21 protein-coding genes are annotated in these 21,604 nt (G+C 31.1%); 8 read left to right on the forward strand and 13 right to left on the reverse strand.

The genetic code is table 11. The features are described 5' to 3' along the window. Entirely contained in the window at positions 1–999 is a 999-nt protein-coding gene (locus tag ACKTST_RS07555) for a formimidoylglutamase (RefSeq protein WP_408047139.1), read from the forward strand. A gap of 107 nt (positions 1,000–1,106) precedes the next feature. Here the strand turns inward: ACKTST_RS07555 and ACKTST_RS07560 are convergent, their stop codons facing one another. The 4 genes from ACKTST_RS07560 to ACKTST_RS07575 form a co-directional block, all read right to left on the reverse strand. Beyond that, positions 1,107–2,045 (reverse strand): NAD(P)H-dependent flavin oxidoreductase, encoded by a 939-nt coding sequence (locus ACKTST_RS07560; protein ID WP_408047140.1) that lies wholly within the window; start codon positions 2,043–2,045, stop codon positions 1,107–1,109. Then, positions 2,045–2,842 (reverse strand): energy transducer TonB, encoded by a 798-nt coding sequence (locus tag ACKTST_RS07565; protein ID WP_408047141.1) that lies wholly within the window; start codon positions 2,840–2,842, stop codon positions 2,045–2,047. Before ACKTST_RS07565 ends, ACKTST_RS07560 begins: the two co-directional genes overlap by 1 nt. 26 nt (positions 2,843–2,868) lie before the next feature. Continuing rightward, positions 2,869–4,056, reverse strand: a complete 1,188-nt coding sequence (gene mnmA, locus ACKTST_RS07570; RefSeq protein ID WP_408047142.1) for a tRNA 2-thiouridine(34) synthase MnmA — start codon at positions 4,054–4,056, stop codon at positions 2,869–2,871. A gap of 62 nt (positions 4,057–4,118) precedes the next feature. Further along, entirely contained in the window at positions 4,119–4,787 is a 669-nt protein-coding gene (locus ACKTST_RS07575) for a toxin-antitoxin system YwqK family antitoxin (protein WP_408047143.1), read from the reverse strand. 84 nt (positions 4,788–4,871) lie between these two features. Between ACKTST_RS07575 and ACKTST_RS07580 the strand changes: the two genes are divergently transcribed. Then, positions 4,872–5,456 (forward strand): adenylosuccinate lyase, encoded by a 585-nt coding sequence (locus ACKTST_RS07580; protein WP_408047144.1) that lies wholly within the window; start codon positions 4,872–4,874, stop codon positions 5,454–5,456. A gap of 33 nt (positions 5,457–5,489) precedes the next feature. Further along, positions 5,490–6,356 carry a hypothetical protein gene (locus ACKTST_RS07585; protein ID WP_408047145.1) on the forward strand — a complete coding sequence of 289 codons (867 nt, stop codon included), beginning with the start codon at positions 5,490–5,492 and terminating at the stop codon, positions 6,354–6,356. A gap of 22 nt (positions 6,357–6,378) precedes the next feature. Here ACKTST_RS07585 and ACKTST_RS07590 read toward each other — a convergent pair whose 3' ends face one another. Further along, on the reverse strand, positions 6,379–7,209 hold the full coding sequence (locus ACKTST_RS07590) for a sterol desaturase family protein (protein WP_408047146.1): 831 nt from the start codon (positions 7,207–7,209) through the stop codon (positions 6,379–6,381). A 180-nt stretch (positions 7,210–7,389) separates the two neighbouring features. Between ACKTST_RS07590 and ACKTST_RS07595 the strand changes: the two genes are divergently transcribed. After that, complete coding sequence (locus ACKTST_RS07595) at positions 7,390–8,091, forward strand: DUF3667 domain-containing protein (RefSeq protein WP_408047147.1); 702 nt, start codon at positions 7,390–7,392, stop codon at positions 8,089–8,091. A 3-nt stretch (positions 8,092–8,094) separates the two neighbouring features. Here ACKTST_RS07595 and ACKTST_RS07600 read toward each other — a convergent pair whose 3' ends face one another. Then, on the reverse strand, positions 8,095–8,589 hold the full coding sequence (locus ACKTST_RS07600; protein WP_408047148.1) for a YkgJ family cysteine cluster protein: 495 nt from the start codon (positions 8,587–8,589) through the stop codon (positions 8,095–8,097). 122 nt (positions 8,590–8,711) lie between these two features. Between ACKTST_RS07600 and argS the strand changes: the two genes are divergently transcribed. Together argS and lpdA are read left to right on the forward strand one after the other, a co-directional pair. Then, entirely contained in the window at positions 8,712–10,484 is a 1,773-nt protein-coding gene (gene argS, locus ACKTST_RS07605) for an arginine--tRNA ligase (RefSeq protein WP_408047149.1), read from the forward strand. Between the two features lie 121 nt (positions 10,485–10,605). After that, positions 10,606–11,994 (forward strand): dihydrolipoyl dehydrogenase, encoded by a 1,389-nt coding sequence (gene lpdA / locus ACKTST_RS07610; RefSeq protein WP_408047150.1) that lies wholly within the window; start codon positions 10,606–10,608, stop codon positions 11,992–11,994. Positions 11,995–12,091: 97 nt separating this feature from the next. On the opposite strand, the gene ACKTST_RS07615 is transcribed toward lpdA, so the two are convergent. Both ACKTST_RS07615 and ACKTST_RS07620 read right to left on the reverse strand, forming a co-directional pair. Next, positions 12,092–12,946, reverse strand: coding sequence for a DUF5694 domain-containing protein (locus ACKTST_RS07615; RefSeq protein WP_408047151.1), 855 nt, complete (start codon positions 12,944–12,946; stop codon positions 12,092–12,094). A 17-nt stretch (positions 12,947–12,963) separates the two neighbouring features. Further along, entirely contained in the window at positions 12,964–13,833 is an 870-nt protein-coding gene (locus ACKTST_RS07620) for a DUF5694 domain-containing protein (RefSeq protein WP_408047152.1), read from the reverse strand. Between the two features lie 208 nt (positions 13,834–14,041). Between ACKTST_RS07620 and ACKTST_RS07625 the strand changes: the two genes are divergently transcribed. Together ACKTST_RS07625 and ACKTST_RS07630 are read left to right on the forward strand one after the other, a co-directional pair. Next, entirely contained in the window at positions 14,042–15,085 is a 1,044-nt protein-coding gene (locus ACKTST_RS07625) for a sensor histidine kinase (RefSeq protein ID WP_408047153.1), read from the forward strand. A gap of 2 nt (positions 15,086–15,087) precedes the next feature. Further along, positions 15,088–15,798, forward strand: coding sequence for a LytR/AlgR family response regulator transcription factor (locus ACKTST_RS07630; RefSeq protein ID WP_408047154.1), 711 nt, complete (start codon positions 15,088–15,090; stop codon positions 15,796–15,798). A gap of 248 nt (positions 15,799–16,046) precedes the next feature. Here ACKTST_RS07630 and ettA read toward each other — a convergent pair whose 3' ends face one another. From ettA to ACKTST_RS07655, 5 genes are all read right to left on the reverse strand, one after another. Then, on the reverse strand, positions 16,047–17,738 hold the full coding sequence (gene ettA / locus ACKTST_RS07635) for an energy-dependent translational throttle protein EttA (RefSeq protein WP_408047155.1): 1,692 nt from the start codon (positions 17,736–17,738) through the stop codon (positions 16,047–16,049). Between the two features lie 16 nt (positions 17,739–17,754). After that, the gene (locus tag ACKTST_RS07640; protein WP_231128403.1) at positions 17,755–17,931 is read right to left on the reverse strand and encodes a CAL67264 family membrane protein; all 177 of its coding nucleotides are present in this window, start codon (positions 17,929–17,931) and stop codon (positions 17,755–17,757) included. Between the two features lie 141 nt (positions 17,932–18,072). Next, positions 18,073–20,100, reverse strand: coding sequence for an oxidoreductase (locus ACKTST_RS07645; protein WP_408047156.1), 2,028 nt, complete (start codon positions 20,098–20,100; stop codon positions 18,073–18,075). A gap of 107 nt (positions 20,101–20,207) precedes the next feature. Next, positions 20,208–21,077 (reverse strand): pirin family protein, encoded by an 870-nt coding sequence (locus ACKTST_RS07650; RefSeq protein WP_408047157.1) that lies wholly within the window; start codon positions 21,075–21,077, stop codon positions 20,208–20,210. A gap of 80 nt (positions 21,078–21,157) precedes the next feature. Beyond that, positions 21,158–21,595: a MarR family winged helix-turn-helix transcriptional regulator gene (locus ACKTST_RS07655; RefSeq protein WP_408047158.1), complete on the reverse strand. Its 438-nt coding sequence runs from the start codon at positions 21,593–21,595 to the stop codon at positions 21,158–21,160. Between the last annotated feature and the right edge of the window lie 9 nt (positions 21,596–21,604).

Consider the following 21,604-nt stretch of genomic DNA (forward strand, 5'->3'; position numbering starts at 1 on the left):
ATGCTAAGAATATTCAACGAAGAAGACATCCAAAAATTTGTAAATCCTCGTGAAGGAGAAACAAAACTAGGTGAGGTTATTCAAACTACAACAAGTTTAGACGCTTTATCTGAAACAACTGCAAACTATGTTATCATTGGTCTTCCTGAAGATATTGGTGTAAAAATGAATTATGGAAACGGTGGCGCACACACTGCTTTTATACCAGCTTTAAAATCATTTTTAAACACGCAACAAAATCAGTTTATCAATGGAAAAGATATTCTTGTTCTTGGATATTTAGATTATACAGAAGAAGTCGAAAAATTTGACGGCTCTGATCGTGAAAAAGGTGATTATTTGGTAAAAGCTATTGATAAAAAACTATCTGAAATTGTAAAAACAATAGTTAACTCAGGTAAAATTCCAATTGTTATTGGAGGTGGACATAACAATGCTTACGGAAATTTAAAAGGGCTTTCAGAAGGAAAAAATCAACCGATAAACGTAATTAATTTAGACGCACATACCGATTTACGTCGTTTAGAAGAACGTCATAGCGGTAACGGTTTTTCGTACGCTATAGCACATGAGTACGTAAACAAATATTTTATGTTTGGATTGCACGAAAATTATACTCCGCAATATATTTTTGATGAGATTCATAGCAATGTTAACTTAGATTACAATTTATATGAAGAACTAGAAGTGTATCAATCAACTTCTTTTGAAAGTGAGTTACAACGTGCTGAAAATTTTATACAAGACCAACCTTTTGGTATAGAAATAGATTTAGATTGTATTCAAAATTTTCCAAGTAGTGCGATGACTCCGAGTGGATTTACACCACAACAAGCTAGAAGATTTATTCATTTCTTCGGGAAAAACAAGCATGCTTCTTATCTGCATATTTGTGAAGGTGCTCCAGCTGTAATGAAAGATGATATCGCCAACGGACAAGTAGGAAAATACATCAGTTATTTAATTTCTGATTTTATAAAAACTAAAAATTCAAATTAAATCGTCATTGCGAGTGTAGCGAAGCAATCTTATTAAAATATTTTTACGAGATAACCACGTCGTTACAACTCCTCGTTATGACGAAAAACTTAACAATCGTTCTATTATTAAAATAACTGTTCTTTTTTCACTTGTTCATATTCCGCAACAATAGCTTCAACAACCTCCTTAGCAGATTTAATCTCGTGAATTAATCCTGCAACTTGACCAATTTCTAACTCTCCTTCTTCTAAATCACCTTCAAACATTCCTCTTTTAGCACGAGCACGTCCTAACAATTCTTTTAACTGCTCTATAGTTGGTTTTTGTTGATATAACTCTTGTACTTCTTGATAAAACTTGTTTTTAACCAAACGAACAGGAGCCAATTCTTTTAACGTTAAATGGGTATCACCATCTTTAACATCAACAATTGTTTGCTTAAAATTTTCATGCGCAGAGGATTCAATAGTAGCAGCAAAACGACTTCCTATCTGTACTCCATCGGCTCCCAATACCATCGCTGCTAGCATACCTCTACCCGATCCTATTCCTCCTGCGGCAATTACAGGAATTTTAACTTTCTCTTTTACCATCGGAATTAAGGTGAACGTTGTTGTTTCTTCACGTCCATTATGTCCGCCAGCTTCAAAACCTTCACAAACTACTGCATCTACTCCTGCTTCCTCTGCTTTTAAAGCAAACTTTACCGAACTAACCACATGTACAACTGTGATTCCTTTTTCTTTTAAAAAGTTAGTCCATGTTTTAGGATTTCCTGCAGAAGTAAAGACGATTTTTACACCTTCTTCAACGATAATATCCATAATTTTTTCAATATCTGGATACAACATTGGTACATTTACACCAAAAGGTTTGTCAGTTGCTTTTTTACACTTTTGAATGTGCTCACGCAATACCTCTGGATACATGGAACCAGCACCGATTAAACCTAATCCGCCAGCATTTGAAACAGCAGACGCAAGCTCCCATCCTGAAACCCAAATCATTCCTCCTTGAATAATTGGGTATTGTATATTAAATAGTTTGGTTATTTTTTTTTGCATTACTCTCTAAAATTTAATGCTATTGAGAAATTCACTGGTATTTTTCTGTTCATATGAAGAGCAGGTTCCCAACCTTCAATTTTTTCAAAAAAAGATATTATTCTAGCTTCTAATTTTTTTGGTAATTTTTCATCAATCCTCACATTTGTAATTCTACCATTAATATCAACATTAAAACTTACAAAGACCTTACCTTTTAATTTATAGCCTAAATTATCTACAATGTTTTGAACTTTACTATTGAACTTCTTTTCACCTCCTTTAAATTTAGCTTTAACTCCACAAAAATTTTCATCATAGTCTATCATCATGCCCTTCTCATTATAGAAATATTTTTTTACTACTGAATCTTTTTTATAAAAAACTCTTGAAGCTATACTTCCATTAAAACGATAATACTTCCATACTCCTTCTTTAGATCCGTTCAAAAAAAGACCTTCTGTATTTCTTTTAGAATTATCAAACCAACTTATATACCTACCATGCTTTTTTCCCTTATTGTTATAAAAATACATAGTAGACACCTTTCCTAAATTATTAAGTAATATAGACTCTCCAATTTTGTTTTCTCTTCCTCTATCACTTGTGTGCCAATAAGCAAACATTTTACCATTTCTCCTAAATCTTCTTGTTAACCATAAAGTATCATTCTTCTTTGTGATAATTTCAAAAGCTGTAGCCTTTGATTTATCCTTTATCACCACCCCTTTTCTTCCTAAATAATTTACAATTGAATCTTTTTGAGAATAACCTTGAAAGGTTATAAAATAAATAAATAATAGCAATACTTTTTTCATAATAATTTTCTTTCTCTTTTATTTTATTAAGAAATCACTCCAGAACCTAATAATTCTTCATTTTTATACCAAGCTACAAATTGCCCTTCTTGAATTGCCGATTGCGGAGTTGAAAATTCTACATATAATCCGTTTTCAACTTTATATAAAACAGCTTTTTCTAATGGTTGGCGATAACGAATACGAGCTTCAACTTCCATGGTTTCACCAGTATCTAAAGCTAAATCTTCTCGAACCCAATGCAACTCTTCATTCGACACAAATAACACATTACGATACAATCCTTGGTGATCTTTACCTTCTCCTGTATAAATAATGTTAGTATCTACATCGGTTTCTATTACAAACAACGGTTCTTTTGTTCCGCCTACTGCTAATCCTTTTCGTTGCCCTTTGGTAAAATAATGTGCTCCTTGGTGTTTTCCTACTACTTTCCCATCTTCTTTAAGATAAGAATATTTAGTTGAGAAATATTCAAGCTCTGCCTCCTTGTTTTCAAACCTTGGGGTTGATTTTGTATACTGTTCAAAATCAGCAGGAATTTGAACAATTTTTCCTTCTTTAGGTTGTAGTTTTTGCTGTAAGAAATCTGGAAGTCTTACTTTACCAATAAAACACAATCCTTGGCTATCTTTTTTATCTGCAGTTATTAAATCAGCTTCTTTTGCGATTTCACGAACTTCTGGTTTGGTTAATTCTCCTATTGGAAATAACGCTTTAGAAAGTTGTTCTTGTGATAATTGACATAAAAAGTACGATTGATCTTTATTTCCATCTTTTCCTGCTAATAATTTATAAACAGGCTTTCCCTCAATAATTTCTTCAGCTTTTCTACAATAATGCCCCGTAGCTACATAATCGGCTCCTAAACTTAATGCGATATGCATAAACACATCAAATTTAATTTCACGGTTACATAACACATCAGGATTTGGTGTACGACCTTTTTCGTATTCGTTAAACATATAGTCTACGATACGTTCTTTGTATTGTTCGCTTAAATCAACTGTTTGAAAAGGAATTCCTAATTTTTCGGCAACAATCATAGCGTCGTTGCTATCTTCTAACCACGGGCATTCATCAGAAATGGTTACCGAATCATCATGCCAGTTTTTCATAAACAACCCAATAACTTCGTAACCCTGCTCTTTTAATAAATAAGCGGTTACACTACTATCTACACCTCCAGAAAGTCCTACTACTACTCTTTGCATTTTATACTTTTGAAGCTGCAAATTTACGAAATAATAAACGTTTTAGTTTCTTAGGTTGTATTTTAGTTTTTTGGAATGGAATGTACGGTTCTTTTTCGTTTATCAGTAACTACTTCACCGTCCATATAAAACTGCCATTTACCGTCTCTTTTACCATTTTTATACATTCCTTTTTCTTTCAAATTTCCTTTTAAATCATAGTATTTTCCTTCTCCATCTAACTTTCCATCAACATATAATACTTCCTCTATTAAGATACCTGCTTCAGTAAAAATTTTAGACAATCCGTTTTTCTTACCGTTCTTGTAATTAGTTTCTTCGGTAAGATTTCCGTTTCTATAATAATTCTTAACAACACCATGTAATTCTCCATCAACATATTCTTCTTCTGAAAAAAGTTTTCCATCGGTAAAAAAATACGTCCATTTACCTACTCTTTTCTTCCCTATACTCCAACCCTTAGTTTTCACTTTTCCTTTAGGCGTAAGAAACTGAACAAAAGCACTATCAGATTTTGTTGAGAAATTTTTAGTTATTGATGGAACTCCGTAAGAATTTCGTTCATAAAATTTAAACATTCCTACTTCTTTTCCATTCTTAAATTCACCTGAATATCGAATATCATTTTTATTCTCATCATAATACTTTTTCCAAACTCCATCTCTCTTTCCGTTAGCATCAAACTGATTTATTTTTTGTGCTTGAGTTGTAGTAATAAAAAATGTTGACAATAGAACTGTTGTTGAAAATATCCTTTTTATATTTATCATGCTATTATTTCTTTTACCATTCAAATTTACATAAACCATACCAATATGAATGCTGATTTTTTAATTTCTGTATTGAATGATGTTGACAATGCTGCTAGAGTAAACAGAGAAAAGGCATCAAATATTGTATTAGAAAACCCAAAACTTATTAAAAACTTGGTTGAATTGACTTTTAATATTGACAATAAACTATCAATTAAAGCTGCTTGGGTGTTGGAATGGATTTGCACACATCACGGTATTGAAAATATATTACCGTATTTAAATGTTTTTACTGAAAATTTAGCTCAAGTACATTACGATAGTGCTATAAGACCTTGCGCAAAAATATGTGAGCAATTAGCTACTGCGTATACTTCTAAAACAGATAACAAAGTAAAACTAAAACTTACTGAACAACATATTGATTTGATAGTTGAAACTGGGTTTGATTGGCTTATTACCAAACAAAAAATTGCTGTAAAAGCTTATACCATGAGCACTTTATACTACTTTGGATTAGAAAAAAAATGGGTTCATCCAGAATTAGAACACATTATCCGAACAAAAGTGATACACGAAAGTAAAGGTTGTGCTGCGAGAGGTAAGCATGTTTTAGAGATGGTCGAAAAAAATAAAAAGAGTTACTAAATTTATCTTTTTATATTTGCTCTCAAAAACAATATGAAAAATAAATTCCCTCTTTCTCTAATATTACTATCATTCTTATTAAATCTTAGTTGCACTAGTCAATTAGATGACTCGACAGATAATAAAGTTGATTTTATCCTTCCTAATATTGAAACTAAATATGCGCAAAGAGTTTCTTTAAACCAAGCAAGAATCAATGTTCTTGCAGAAGAAGCGATACTTACAGCTGGAGATATTGCTGACGGAAAAGAAACCGCATATTCTGATTTAGGTTTTATTTGGGGTACAGATGAAAGGTTAGAAAGCAATATTAACACAATTTATTTAGATCCTAGTTTCGGTATTTCTTACACAACTTTAACTAACTTAACTAGCAATACAGAATATTTCTATAAGGCTTTTGCCCAAAATGCTAATGGTGAAATTGTTTTTGGAAGTACTAAATCTTTCACTACACAAAAGGAAGCTCCTTGTACACATTCACTTGATAACCATATTGATCCAATATATAGTTCTTACCAAGCTTTAAATTTTGACAACATTGAAATGAATGACCCTAGCAGTTTTAATGATGGTAATATTGAATTTATAGCTTCTTCTTCAAATTCAATTATTCGTTTTATTATACTACTAAATGAGCTAGACAAAGAATTACCATTATCAGGAACATATAAAGGCGTATATGAGTTTGATCAATATTCCATTCCTTCTTCAAATCAAGTAAAAATTAAAATACAAGATTACAATGGCTTCTACAACTACTTTCCTCAAGGAGCTGTAAGTACAACGGATACCAAAATTTATATTAAAAACGATCCAGAAAAAATAGTATTTATTTTTTGTGAAGTTAATATTGGCGATTATACTGTAAATGGACAATATAGTTTTATAAAACCATAACTAGCTATCTCTATCTATTAAGTTAATCTAAATTAGTCGGTCTTCTATAACCTTGAAACGGTTGCTTTAGCAATTCTTTCAAACTAGAATTCTTTTCTTCATCAGGAAAAGTGTCAACTCCGTACACAATTTTTTCACGATCTAATTCCATGTAGGTACCTAATAAGCGATCCCAAATAGAAAATATATTTCCGTAGTTAGAATCGGTATATGGTAACAAATTATGATGATGCACTTTGTGCATATCTGGTGAACAAATAATGTAACTCAATGCTCTATCTAATTTTTTAGGTAATTTAATGTTTGCATGATTAAATTGTGTTAATAGTAAAGAACACGACTGATACAACATTACAATTGCAATTGGAGTTCCTACTAAAAAAACCCCTATTAAAGTAAACACAAAACGAATAACACTTTCAATAGGATGATGCCTATTTGCTGTGGTTGTATCTACCTTATGATCAGAATGGTGTACTAAATGTACCATCCACAAAGGCTTTACCTTATGCTCAACTAAATGTGCTAGATATGCTCCGAAAAAATCTAAAAATAACACACCTAAAATTACATACAACCACAAAGGCATTTCTGGTAGCCAGTTAATCAACCCAAAATTATTTGCAACTACCCAATCCGATGTTTTAAGTAGCAAAAAAGCTAACATAAAATTTATGATTACTGTTGTACCAGTAAAAAACAAGTTAGGGAAAGCATGTTTCCACTTATTATATTTAAAACTAAAAAGCGGAACCGCAATTTCTATCAACCAAAAAAAAGTAATTCCTCCAGTTAAAATAAGTGCTCTATGCGTTGATGGGATCGTTTCGAAGTAATTTACAAGGGTTTCCAATGTGTTATATTTTTTTTCTAAAAATAGAGAAATTATTAATTATAACCCAAACTAGTTTAATGATATGCTCTTGTTTTAAATAAGAAACCAAGAAAAAAACAAAAAGCTACTTTCAACTAAATAATTCTCTTAGTTTTGTTACAAAACATTGTATAAATTCAGCTAATAAACTTGTATTTTATGACTTGTATTTCTTGTGGAAAAGAACATAATGAAAATTACTGTTCAAATTGTGGTGAAAAAGGCAATAATGCTCCTATAAACTTTACAAGTTTTATAAAAGATTCTTTTTCAATAATAACCAATATGGACAAAGGTTTTTTATTTAATATAAAAGCCTTATTTAATAACCCTAAAATATTTATAACAGAATACTTAAACGGAAAAAGAAAAGGTATATTTAATCCTATTTCATTCCTGTTTATATCAATAACTATATACCTGATTGCAGCAAATTTTTTAAATGTTCAAAAAGCTTCTAGTCATATTGAATCTTCTAGTAATCCTTTAAGATCTATTAGTTATCAAATAGGTGTTTTTATAAGAACTTATTTAAAATATTTTTGGATTTTTTCTATTGTTCCTTTAGCAATATCCTTAAAATTATTTTTAAAAAGATATAATTTTACAGAACTATTAGCTGTAAGTTGTTTTTTTATTGGGCAAGCTACTCTTTTAGCTACAGTTAGTCACTTTTGTTTTAGAGCTCCCTTAATTTTTGACCCAGTAATATATCTATTTATAATGCTTCAAATATACAGGGTTATTAAAACTCAAAACAAAGCCGAATCATTATTAATGGCTTTTGCTAATACTATTATATTTATCCTTTTACTTATCGTTGTTGTAGTTCTTATCGGAATTGTTAAATCACTTTATTAATTTTTAGGGCAATCTTTTTTTCAATTCTTCAACAATTCGATACGTTGCAGGACAAACCTCTGTATTTTTAATTGTTAAATCAGCTAACTGGATAAACTTTTTACGGTTTGTATGTGGATATTCTGAACAAGCCTTAGGACGTACATCATAAATAAAACACGTATTATCAGACTCATCTAAAAAAGTACACGGAGCCGATTGTAATACCATAAAATTATCTTCATCTCTTCGTAGATACTGATTTGTAAAATCAATCACTTTCATTCGCAGATGTTTTGCTATACGTTCAATATCTTTTTCAGTAAAAATTGGCGAGGTTGTTTTACAACAATTCGCACATGCTAAACAATCGGTACGTTTAAACTCTTCTTCGTGCAATTCTTGCATTAGTAAATCTAATCGCTTTGGCGTACGCTTTTTTAGCTTTTGAAAATATTTTTTGTTTTCTTGTAGAGCGTCTTTCGATAATTTCGATAAGTTTTCAAGGTCTTTATCCATATCGCAAAGGTACAAAAGCAACCTAGAAGTAAATCATTTCTTTCGTTCAAAAAATCATCAGTGAAATCGTGGGAAGAAAAAATTAAAAACACTAATTTTGCCTGATAATCTAAAAAGAACCAATGAATATTCAATCGTTAATTGAAGCGAAAGTAAAAGAAGGATTTTTAGCCTTGTATGATGTAGAAATTCCTGAAGTTGAATTTCAAGCAACCCGTAAAGATTTTGAAGGCGATATTACCGTTGTTGTTTTCCCTTTATTACGGTACAAAAAAGGAAATCCTGTTCAAATTGGTGAAGATTTAGGTAAATATTTGGTTGAAAACATCAACGAAATAACCAGCTACAACGTTGTAAAAGGTTTTTTAAATTTGGTTGTTGATGATTCTTTTTATGTAAACTTTTTTAACCAAATAGTAACTGATGAAACGTATGGTTTTGTAAAAGAGGACGAAAACGATGCTCGTATGGTTGAGTACTCGTCTCCAAACACTAACAAACCTCTACACTTAGGGCACGTTCGTAATGTGTTATTGGGTTATTCTGTTGCTGAAATTTTAAAAGCTGCGGGACATAAAGTTTACAAAACACAAATTATCAACGACCGTGGTATCCACATTTGTAAGTCGATGTTAGCTTGGGAAAAATTTGGAAATGGCGAAACTCCTGAATCAACGGGATTGAAAGGTGACAAATTGGTTGGTAATTACTATGTAAAATTCGATCAAGAATATAAAAAAGAAATTTCAGAATTAGTTTCTAAAGGAATTTCTGAAGATGATGCTAAAAAACAAGCTCCACTTTTTGTTGAAGCACAAGAAATGTTGCGTAAATGGGAAGCTGGAGATGAAAAAGTGGTTGCCCTTTGGGAAATGATGAACGGATGGGTGTATAAAGGATTCGACGTTACTTATGAAAACATTGGTGTTAACTTTGATAAATTATACTACGAAAGCAATACCTATTTATTAGGAAAAGATATTATTGAAGAAGGATTGCAAAACGGGGTTTTCTACAAAAAAGAAGACGGATCTGTTTGGTGTGATTTAACTGAAGAAGGATTAGATGAAAAACTAGTGTTGCGTTCAGACGGAACTGCCGTGTATATGACGCAAGATATTGGTACTGCCATTCAACGTTCTAAAGATTTCACTGATGTAAACGGAATGGTTTATACCGTAGGTAACGAGCAAGATTACCACTTTAAAGTGTTATTCTTAATCTTACAAAAATTAGGTTATTCTTGGGCGAAACAATTATTCCATTTAAGTTATGGAATGGTTGATTTACCTTCTGGAAAAATGAAATCTCGTGAAGGAACTGTAGTTGATGCCGATGATTTAATGGATGAAATGACCAACACAGCTCGTGAAATTTCACAAGAGTTAGGGAAGTTAGAAGGATACTCAACTGAAGAAAAAGAGGAATTATATAAAATTATCGGATTAGGCGCTTTAAAATACTTCATTTTAAAGGTAGATCCTAAAAAGAGAATTTTGTTTGACCCACAAGCATCCGTAGATTTCCAAGGAAACACAGGTCCTTTTGTACAATATACCTATGCAAGAATTCAATCTATCTTACGTAAGACTGATTTTGACTATTCAGCAAAAGTAAGTGTTGAGTTACACGAGAAAGAAAAAGAGTTAATCAAACAATTAGAATTATACCCTGAAGTAATTCAGCAAGCTGCAAGTAATTATTCACCTGCGGTAATTGCGAATTACACGTACGATTTGGTTAAAGAGTTTAACTCGTTCTATCAAAACGTATCTATTTTAGGGGAAGAAAATCAAGATAAAAAAGTATTTAGAGTTCAGTTATCTAAAAAAGTAGCTGATACTATAAAATCTGCATTCACTTTATTAGGAATTCAGGTTCCTGAGAGAATGTAATATTTAATAAAACAATGAATTAATTTGAAAATGTAACAATAAATTAGACTGTAAACTATGTAACTTTGAACCTTTGTTACTTTCAAACTAAAATAAACAAACAACAAGAAAAATAAACATCATGAAATACGACGTACTAATAATTGGAAGTGGTCCTGGAGGTTATGTAACAGCCATTAGAGCATCACAATTAGGTTTTAAAACTGCTGTAGTTGAAAAGGAAAACTTAGGTGGAATTTGCTTAAACTGGGGATGTATTCCTACCAAAGCATTATTGAAATCTGCTCAAGTATATGATTATTTAAAACATGTTGATGAGTACGGATTAAAAGCAGAAGCAATCGATAAAGATTTTGAAGCTGTTATTAAACGTAGTCGTGGTGTTGCTGAAGGAATGAGCAAAGGTGTTCAGTTCTTAATGAAGAAAAATAAAATTGATATCATCGACGGATTTGGAAAGGTAAAACCTGGAAAAAAAGTTGATGTTACAGATACAAATGGAAAAGTAACAGAATACAGTGCTGACCATATTATTATTGCAACAGGAGCACGCTCTCGTGAGTTACCAAACTTACCACAGGATGGTAAAAAAGTAATCGGTTACCGTGAGGCTATGAGTTTGCCAACGCAACCAAAATCGATGATTGTAGTAGGTTCTGGTGCTATTGGAGTTGAGTTTGCTCATTTCTACAACTCAATGGGAACTGATGTAACTGTAGTTGAGTTTATGCCAAACATCGTTCCTGTAGAAGATGTAGATGTTTCGAAACAAATGGAACGTTCTTTCAAAAAAGCTGGAATTAAAGTAATGACTAGTTCTTCTGTAGAATCAGTTGATACTTCTGGTGATGGAGTAAAAGCTACTGTTAAAACTAAAAAAGGAGAAGAAATTTTAGAAGCGGATGTTGTTTTATCTGCCGTTGGAATTAAAACAAATATTGAAAACATCGGATTGGAAGATGTCGGAATTATTACCGATAGAGATAAAATCTTAGTAAACGATTGGTATCAAACAAACATTCCTGGGTATTACGCTATTGGTGATGTTACTCCTGGTCCTGCATTAGCGCACGTTGCTTCTGCTGAAGGAATTACTTGTGTTGAAAAAATTGCGGGTGTTCATACAGAAGCTATCGATTACGGAAACATTCCTGGATGTACTTATGCAACTCCAGAAATTGCTTCTGTTGGTTTAACTGAAGCGAAAGCTAAAGAAGCAGGATACGAATTAAAAGTTGGTAAATTCCCATTCTCTGCTTCAGGTAAAGCTAAAGCTGCTGGAACTCCTGATGGGTTTGTAAAAGTAATTTTTGATGCTAAATATGGTGAATGGTTAGGATGTCATATGATTGGTGCTGGTGTTACGGATATGATTGCTGAAGCTGTTGTTGCTCGTAAATTAGAAACTACTGGTCATGAAGTGTTAAAAGCTATCCACCCTCACCCAACAATGAGTGAAGCTGTTATGGAAGCAGTTGCTGATGCTTATGATGAAGTTATTCACTTATAAGAATTATATATTTGAATTTTTAGAAACAAAAGTCAAAAAAATAGATATAAGAAAACCTCGCAAATTGCGAGGTTTTTTTTGATATAGATTTATCTACCTATTTTAAATAATCAAAAGTATTCACCATTGTATACTTTGGACTTCTACTTATAAAGTCTCTAAAAAAAGCCGTATGACTTGCTCCCATCAATATAAATACACGATCGTCTTTATTAAGAGAAATTCTGTTTAAATTTGAATACATTCTTAAATTTCTTTGATAATATTTTGCAGCTTCATCTGCTCCTTCAAAATTATCTTTTGTTCCAACATGTGTTAACATATCAGCATTTACAGTAATTAAGAAATCAAGATATTGGTCGTGATTCATCATTTTTAGTTTACTTAACAAGCTTTTTTCATCTCTATCATCCTCAATCTTATCATAAAAAGCAAATGGATTTTTATAATATGCATCATGCATTACAGAATCAATTTCATTTTTTATCTGGGTTCCTATATTATAGTTATAACTCATCTTATAATCAATACCATAAACTCTTTTAGTGTTTGATAAACTTCCTAATTCATATGCCAAAAGTTCTACTTCATCTGGTCTTTTAAATTTCATTTCTGGATTATCAATATATTGTTTATACAACGACTGTAACTTTTCATTATATGAAGGTGGAGTTTCAACTATAATTACTGTGGGTTTAAATTCTGCTAATAGTTTAGCTATTTTATGTACTTCTTCTTGATTTTTTTTATCATGTTCATCAAATTCAGTTTTATTTTCATCATTGGTAAATCCCATATGAAAAGTACCAAAATTTAAAACTGGAATTTTCTTTGCATCTTTTAATATTTCTTGCTTACTAATTTTTCCCTTAATAGATTCCTTAGTCTTTTGTTTTGTACAAGAGGTAGCTAATAACACTAAAACTGACAGTATTAAATATTTTGTTCTCATTATATTTTATTTTATTGTTACTTAATAATATCTTCTAAAGTTTTAAAATTAAAATCTACCGAAGATTTTGCTAAAAAATTTAAGATTGACAAATGTCCTGCTCCCATTAGCACAAAAACTTTATCTTCTCCTGGATTATTCATATTTAGAATATTTTGAAAAATTCGTAAGTTTCTGCTATACCACCAGATTGAATTATCCGCTCCAAAATAATCTCCTTTTTCTGCCTCTCCCATTTTAAATTCCCCTATTAAATAATGACCGTGATTATGACTTATCTCATCAGGATTGTTCATTATTTTAAAATACTCTAACAAAGACAATTCAGTTTTTAACTTATCTCCTTTTTCATATAAACTAAAATAGGTGTCGTTGATTTCCATTTCTCTTTTCACCTTCTCTAAACCTGCTTTTTGGACATAATAGTTCTTTTTTTCTTCGTACTCTTTTTCTGTTACATCACTTTTAAAACTTCTTGATTCTGCATCAATAGCATATATTTTTTTATGTCCTAATTCTTTCCCTAACCTAAAAGCTACTTGATAAATCTCGTTAGCCTTTAATTTAAAATCTCCTTTTAAATAGGCATTGTATATAGAATCTAATTTTTGTTGTTTATCTGCTTTCCATTCTACCCCAATTTTAGTAGGGTTGTATTTTTTTACAACATCAAGTAATTCTCTTAATTCTTTTTGCCTTTTTTCTGAAAAAATATCAACTGTATATTTTGGTTTATAGGAGTCTAATCTCGGATTAGCAAAATGGAAAGATCCTAGAATTAACAAATCTGACGATTTAATATTTTTAAAATGCTCATCTATCTGTTGTTTTTGAGCAAATAATGAAGCAGTAATAAATAAAATGATTATTAAAATTCTTGATTTCATGATTATATGTTTTGAGTTTTATACTTCAAAAGTATTTACAAGATTCAACTCAAAACTTTAGATTCAATTAACACCATAATATATTATATCAATCCTACAAAAAATTACACCATTGATTTCGTTGTATAGTTTTACCTTTTCGTCCTAAAAAAAGAGAAGTATATCTTAAAAAGAAAAAGAAAGTTACCTTTATACCTACTTTTGAACTATGGAATTAAAAAACACATTTAAATACCATCTTGCTTTAGGTATTATTATTATTAGTATGGATTTGTTTAGAGGTTATGTTACTGGAGGACATGACCGCTTCTTTTCAAACATTCAACTTGGTTTATTGTATAAAACTACATTCTACATTACTTTTTTTAGTGTTTATGCAATTAACGTAGGTATTATTTGTCCTAAAACTTTAGCAAAAAAGAATTTAGTTTATTTTATTTTGGGCCAACTTTTATTATTCTTCCTGTTTGCTGGAATTCGATTTCTTTTAGAAGAAGTAATTGTTTTTTCTATTGGTGGATTTCATAACTACTCAGATAGTTCACGTACCTTTTGGTATTATATTTTTGATAATTCGTATTACAGCTTAAAAGTAATTCTATTTAGCACCTTTATTTATTTGTTATTTCGTTTTCTAGAAAACAAGAATAAAATTCACCAATTACAATTAGAGCACAAAAAGGCTGAATTAGATGCTTTGAAAACTCAATTAGAACCTCATTTTTTATTTAATACACTTAATGTATTTTATTCTGAATTAGCTGAAACACAACCAGAAACTGCGAAAGGAATTCATAAATTATCAGAATTACTGCGTTATCTTACCTATGAAGCACATAAAGATTTTATGCCTTTATCAAAAGAACTCAAATTTATTAAGGATTATATTTATTTTTATAAAAAGCGATTTGAAAACAACTTGTTTTTAAACTTAACTATTAAAGGAGAGATTAAAAATCAACAAATACCTTCCTTAGTTTTTATACATTTTATTGAAAATATTTGCAAACATGGTATTATTAATGATGAAAATAATCCTGTTGAAATTTCAATTATAATAAATTCATATTTTCTAGAACTTAATACTAAAAATACAGTTTCAAATGTAAAAAACTATAGTAGTACTGGCATAGGAAAAGAAAACTTAAGAAAACGATTAGAACTCTTATTTGAGAATGAATTTACTTTTAATACTAATGAAATCAACAATATTTATACTACATATTTAAAAATTCCTATTAAAAACAACTAACTATGAAAACTATAAAATGTCTAATTGTTGATGATGAAGCTCCAGCAATACGATTGTTAGAATCGTATGTTAAAAAAGTACCTTTTTTAGAATTGATAAGTTCAACTACAAATCCTATAGAAGCAATAAGTAGTATTGAAAAAGAAGATTTAGATTTGGTCTTTTTAGATATACAAATGCCTAATATTACTGGTATACAACTTTCAAAAATTGTAAAAAATAAAGTTCATGTTATTTTTACCACTGCATACCCTCAATTTGCACTTGAAAGTTATGAATTAAACGCTGTAGATTATCTTTTAAAACCTTTTGAATTTGAACGCTTTTACAGTGCTATTTTAAAAATTAAATCTACAGAAAAAGAAAATACTACAATTAATTCTTTTGCTGAATTTATTTTTATAAAAACAGATGGTAAAAACAATTTTGAAAAAGTATACACCAAAGATATTTTATACATAGAAAGCTTAAAAAATTACGTTTCTGTTCATTTAAAAGATAAACAAATAATCACTTACAGTACTTTAAAACATTTTGAAAGAGAATTGTCTTCTAAAAATTTTATTAAGATTCATAAATCTTTCATTGTATCAATTCAAAACATAAATAAAACAGATTCTTTGACGGTTTATTTATCCAATGGAAAAAACCTACCTATTGGAGAAACCTATAAAAAAGATTTTTTTGAAGCAATAAACAAACTTCAACTATAACCAATTAAAAATCAACACTTTTTAATTATAATTATTTTAAATTAAGTATTTATTAAAATAATTTGATGTTTTTTATTCTTTCGGAATGATAGTTGTTAAATTATTACAATTAACACAATTCACTATACTATGAAAAACTATCTACTAAGCAGTTTAACATTGAGGGGATAATTGTTAATGAAAAAGAAAGAAAAAACTCGAAGCTGCTAACTTCGAGTTTTATTTTTTATACTTAATGTACTAATCAATTATCTGATTAATTTCTTGTATTTAATACGTTTTGGCATTAAATCACCTCCTAAACGTTTTTTCTTGTTTTCTTCATAATCAGAGAAAGAACCTTCAAAGAAATACACTTGACTATCACCTTCAAAAGCTAAAATATGCGTACAAATACGGTCTAAAAACCAACGGTCGTGACTAATTACTACCGCGCATCCTGCAAAGTTTTCTAAACCTTCTTCTAAAGCTCGTAAAGTATTTACATCTAAATCGTTTGTTGGCTCATCTAATAATAGTACATTACCTTCCTCTTTTAGAGTCATTGCTAAATGTAAACGGTTACGTTCTCCTCCCGATAAAGTTGCTACTTTCTTATTCTGTTCGTTTCCTGAAAAATTAAAACGACTTAAATAAGCTCTAGAATTTACTTGTTTACCTCCCATCATTACTAAATCTTGACCTTCAGAGAAGTTTTCCCAAATTGTTTTTTCAGGATCAATATTTGAATGAGACTGATCTACATAAGCAATTTTAGCCGTTTCACCGACTGAAAAACTTCCTGCATCTGGTGTTTCTTCACCCATAATCATTCTGAAAATAGTTGTCTTACCTGCTCCGTTCGGACCAATGATTCCAACTATACCAGCCTGTGGAAGATTGAATTCTAAATTCTCATATAATAATTTATCTCCGTAGGCTTTAGAAACTCTTGTGGCTTCAATTACATTCGTTCCTAAACGCGGACCATTTGGAATATAGATTTCTAATTTTTCTTCCGTTTGTTTTTGATCTTGACTCATCAATTTTTCATAGTTCTTCAAACGTGCTTTTTGCTTTGTTTGACGACCTTTTGCTCCTTGACGAACCCATTCTAACTCTCGTTCTAACGTTTTTTGACGTTTAGAAGCTGTTTTACTTTCTTGTGCTAAACGCTTCGATTTTTGATCTAACCAAGATGAGTAATTTCCTTTCCATGGAATACCTTCTCCTCTATCCAGTTCTAAAATCCAACCTGCAACATTATCTAAGAAATAACGGTCGTGCGTTACCGCAATTACCGTTCCTTTATATTGTGCTAAATGATGCTCTAACCAATGTACAGATTCTGCATCTAAGTGGTTAGTTGGCTCATCTAATAATAAAATCTCTGGTTCTTGTAATAATAAACGACATAACGCTACACGACGACGCTCTCCTCCTGATAATACTCCAATTTTCTTATCACCTTCAGGAGTACGTAAAGCATCCATAGCAATTTCTAACTTGGTATCAAGTTCCCAAGCATTAGAAGCATCAATTTTATCTTGCAACTCTGCTTGACGCGCCATTAACTTGTCCATTTTATCTGGATCAGAATACACTTCTTCTAACCCAAACATATCGTTTATCTTGTTGTATTCATCTAAAATAGCCACTGTTTCTGCTACTCCTTCTTTTACAACTTCTAAAACTGTTTTATCTTCATCTAATTGAGGTTCTTGTTCTAAGTACCCAACTTTATATCCAGGAGAAAAAGTTACATCTCCTTGATAATTTTTCTCTACACCTGCTATAATTTTTAATAAAGTAGATTTACCCGAACCGTTTAAACCTAAAATACCAATTTTAGCACCGTAAAAGAAGCTTAAGTAGATATCTTTTAAAACTTGTTTTCCTGTACTTTGATAGGTCTTAGAGACCTTGTTCATTGAAAAAATGACTTTTTTATCGTCGCTCATTTTTATAATTTCTTAATTAAACTCGTCCTTTTAAGGCATTAAATACCCATGCATTTGCAAAAAAACCTAAACCAACAGCACCAAATCCGTATCCTGCTATTTCATCGTACTTAAATACTGCCAATCCAATAAGTAAAATCCCCATTAAAACCATTATAAGCGTTGCCCATCCTAGTACCGTATTTTTATTCATTGCCATAATTTACTTTTTTCAAAAAATGTGAGCTACAAATATCGGTAATTATTTAGAATTTTTCACTATCAAGCTTTTGATTACAAACAAAAAAGTCTTGCTTAAGCAAGACTTTTTAAGTGATTTTAAATTTATATAAAACTAAATTTCTGCAGCTAATCTGCTACCTTGATTTATGGCTCTTTTAGCGTCTAACTCAGCAGCAACATCAGCTCCTCCAATTACATGTGTAGTAATTCCTTTTGCTTGCAAAGGTTCTAACAGCTCTTTAAATGGTAGTTGTCCTGCACAAATAATAATGTTATCTACTGGTAATACTTTTTGCTCTTCATTTTGCATATAATGTAATCCTGCATCATCTATTTTTGTGTATTCTACTTCATTAATAAACTGTACTTTTTTCTTTTTTAGTACTGCTCTATGAATCCAACCTGTTGTTTTTCCTAATTTTCCACCAAACTTACCTTTACTACGTTTAAACATAAAGATTTCTCTTGGTGATGGATGGAATTCTGGTGTAACACCTTCGATGCCTGCTCTCGCTTCTAAGGTTTTGTCAATTCCCCACTCTTGTAACCAAGCATCAATGTTTTGAGAAGTACTTTCTCCTTCATGTGCTAAATATTCAGAAACGTCAAAACCAATACCTCCTGCACCAATAACCGCTACTCGTTTACCTACTGGTTTCTTATGTTTTACAACATCAATATATGTCAATACTTTTTCGTGTTCAATTCCTTCTATTCTTGGTGTTCTTGGTGTAATTCCTGTAGCTAAAATAACCTCATCAAAATTACCTCTAGCCAAATCATCTGCATTTACTCTGGTATTTAGCTGTAAATTAACCTTATGTAGTTCTATTTGTTTATTAAAATATCTAATAGTTTCATAAAACTCTTCTTTTCCTGGAATTTGTTTTGCAATATTAAATTGCCCTCCAGTTTCTGAATCAGCATCAAATAACGTTATATTATGTCCTCTTTGAGCAGCTACTGTAGCAGCAGCTAAACCTGCAGGACCAGCACCAACCACTGCAATTTTCTTTTTCTTTTCTGTTGGATTGTAATTTAATTCTGTTTCATGACATGCTCTCGGATTTACCAAACAACTAGCCACTTTCTTTTGAAAAGCATGGTCTAAACACGCCTGATTGCAAGCAATACACGTATTGATTTCATCATCGCGTTCTTCTTTAGCTTTATTTACCCATTCTGGATCTGCTAAAAATGGACGTGCCATCGAAATCATATCTGCATCACCTTCTGCTAAAACTTTCTCAGCAGTTTCTGGCATATTTATTCTATTAGAAGTTACTAGAGGAATTGATAATTCTTCTTTCATTTTTTTAGTTACCCATGTAAACGCTGCTCTAGGAACCGAAGTTGCTATGGTAGGAATTCTTGCTTCATGCCAACCAATTCCTGTATTTATAATGGTAGCTCCTGCTTTTTCAATTTCTTTTCCTAGTTGCACCACTTCTTCCCAAGAACTTCCCTGTTCTACCAAATCTAACATTGATAAACGGTAAATAATAATAAAATTCTCACCTACAGCTTCACGAGTTTTACGAACAATCTCTACTGCTAAACGAATTCTATTTTCATAATTTCCTCCGTAATTATCCTTCCTTTGATTGGTTCTCGTAACAATGAATTGATTTATTAAATATCCCTCCGACCCCATGATTTCAACCCCATCATACCCTGCTTCTTGAGATAATTTTGCACAGTTAACAAAATCTTTCAAAGTTCTTTTGATACCCGATTGCTTTAAGGCAAATGGTTTGAAAGGATTAATAGGCGCTTGAATTTTAGAAGGTGCTACACTAAACGGATGGTATCCATAACGACCAGAATGCAATATTTGCATACAAATCTTACCTCCTTCTTTATGTACCGCTTCGGTAATTTTCTTATGTTCTCTTGCATGCTTTTTTGTGCTCATTCGAGCAGAAAATGGTGCCGTCCATCCTTGAATATTTGGAGCTATACCACCAGTAACGATCAACCCTACTCCTCCTTTTGCACGTTCTGCATAGTAAGTTGCTATCTTCTCAATACCATTTTTCTCTTCTTCTAAACCTGTGTGCATTGACCCCATTAAAATTCTGTTTTTTAACGTGGTAAAACCTAAATCTAAAGGTTCGAAAATGTGTTTGTATTTTGCCATCTGGTTGATTGTTTTAATATTTTATTATGCATGCATAATATTTTGCAAGATACAATTTTTTAGAAAATAAAAAACCTCATAATAAAATTATGAGGTTCAGTTTATAGTTAATATAAATATCCCATCTTACCTTTTTGATAATCACGTAAGGCTTCCATTATTTCGGTTTGTGTATTCATTACATACGGTCCCCAAGAAGCCACTTTTTCTTTAATTGGCTCACCTGATAGTATTAACAAAGTACTTTCTTTTTTCGCTTCAAGCTCTATAACAGTACCATATTGATGAAAAGTTAGCATTTGCGTAGCTCCTTTTTTTAGTGTTGCATCATTATTTACCATTACTTCTCCCTCTAACAGGTATATTAATGATTCATGATTTAAAGGAATATCAACTAGCATTTTTCCAGAATCTTGGGTTTTTACAGTAAACACATTTACTTCTGTTTGAGTTTTTATGTGTCCAAAAACTCCTTTTTGATTCCCTGCTACTACTTTTAATTGTATAGTTTTTCCTTCATTTTCAACAACTGGAATTTCCTCACTTTTTAGATGTTGGTAATTTGCTGGCATCATTTTCTTTTCTGCTGGAAGATTTAACCATAACTGAATTCCTTCTAACTCTCCTCCTCTTTTTACAAATTCTTTTGAAGGTCCTTCAGCATGAATAATTCCCCTTCCTGCTGTTGTCCATTGTACATCACCTGCTTTTACCAACATTTCATTCCCTAATGAATCTCTATGCAATTGTTCTCCTTTGAAAAGTAAGGTAATGGGTTCGAATCCTCTATGCGGATGCGGACCTAAATCGAACGGATTGTTAAACACACTTATAGCATAAGGTCCATAATGATGTAGGAGTAAAAATGGATCTACCATTTCTATTCCTTCTGTTGGTAAAGGTTGACGTAATCTTACGGGTCCCATACTTACTAATGGACTTCCTACTTTATGTTGTATAGTTTTTAAATTTTTCATTATTTACTTTCGTTTACTTTATTTTCCATGGAAAATATTTATTTAAATTTTTGCTCTTCCCATTCTAGTAAGAATAGCTTTTACCTAATCTTATCTAACAAATTACTTAATTGAATTGCTTCTTCTTCGGAAAGATTATTAATAAAATCAAAATCGATATTCTCATCTATCGTTTTTAATAACTCTAATCCTTGATTGGATATACTAATATAAACCACTCGTCTGTCGTGATCGCAACGAACGCGCTCAATCAATTTTTTATCGCATAATTTATCCATTAAACGAGTTGCATTAGGAGCTCGTTCTATCATGCGATCTTTTATAACTTGGACTTTAGTAGGTTCTTTTGCTCCTCTTAAAATTCTAAGAATATTGTATTGTTGTGGTGATATTCCGTAAGGTTTAAAAAATTCATTTTCCTTACTATTAATCCAATTGGCTGTATATTTAATATTGATAAAAGCTTTCACTTTGTTATTTGGAAATGTTGAATTAATATCTTTTGAAATATCTCCCATTTACTATAT

The organism is Tenacibaculum crassostreae (genome assembly GCF_964512405.1).
GTDB lineage: Bacteria > Bacteroidota > Bacteroidia > Flavobacteriales > Flavobacteriaceae > Polaribacter > Polaribacter crassostreae.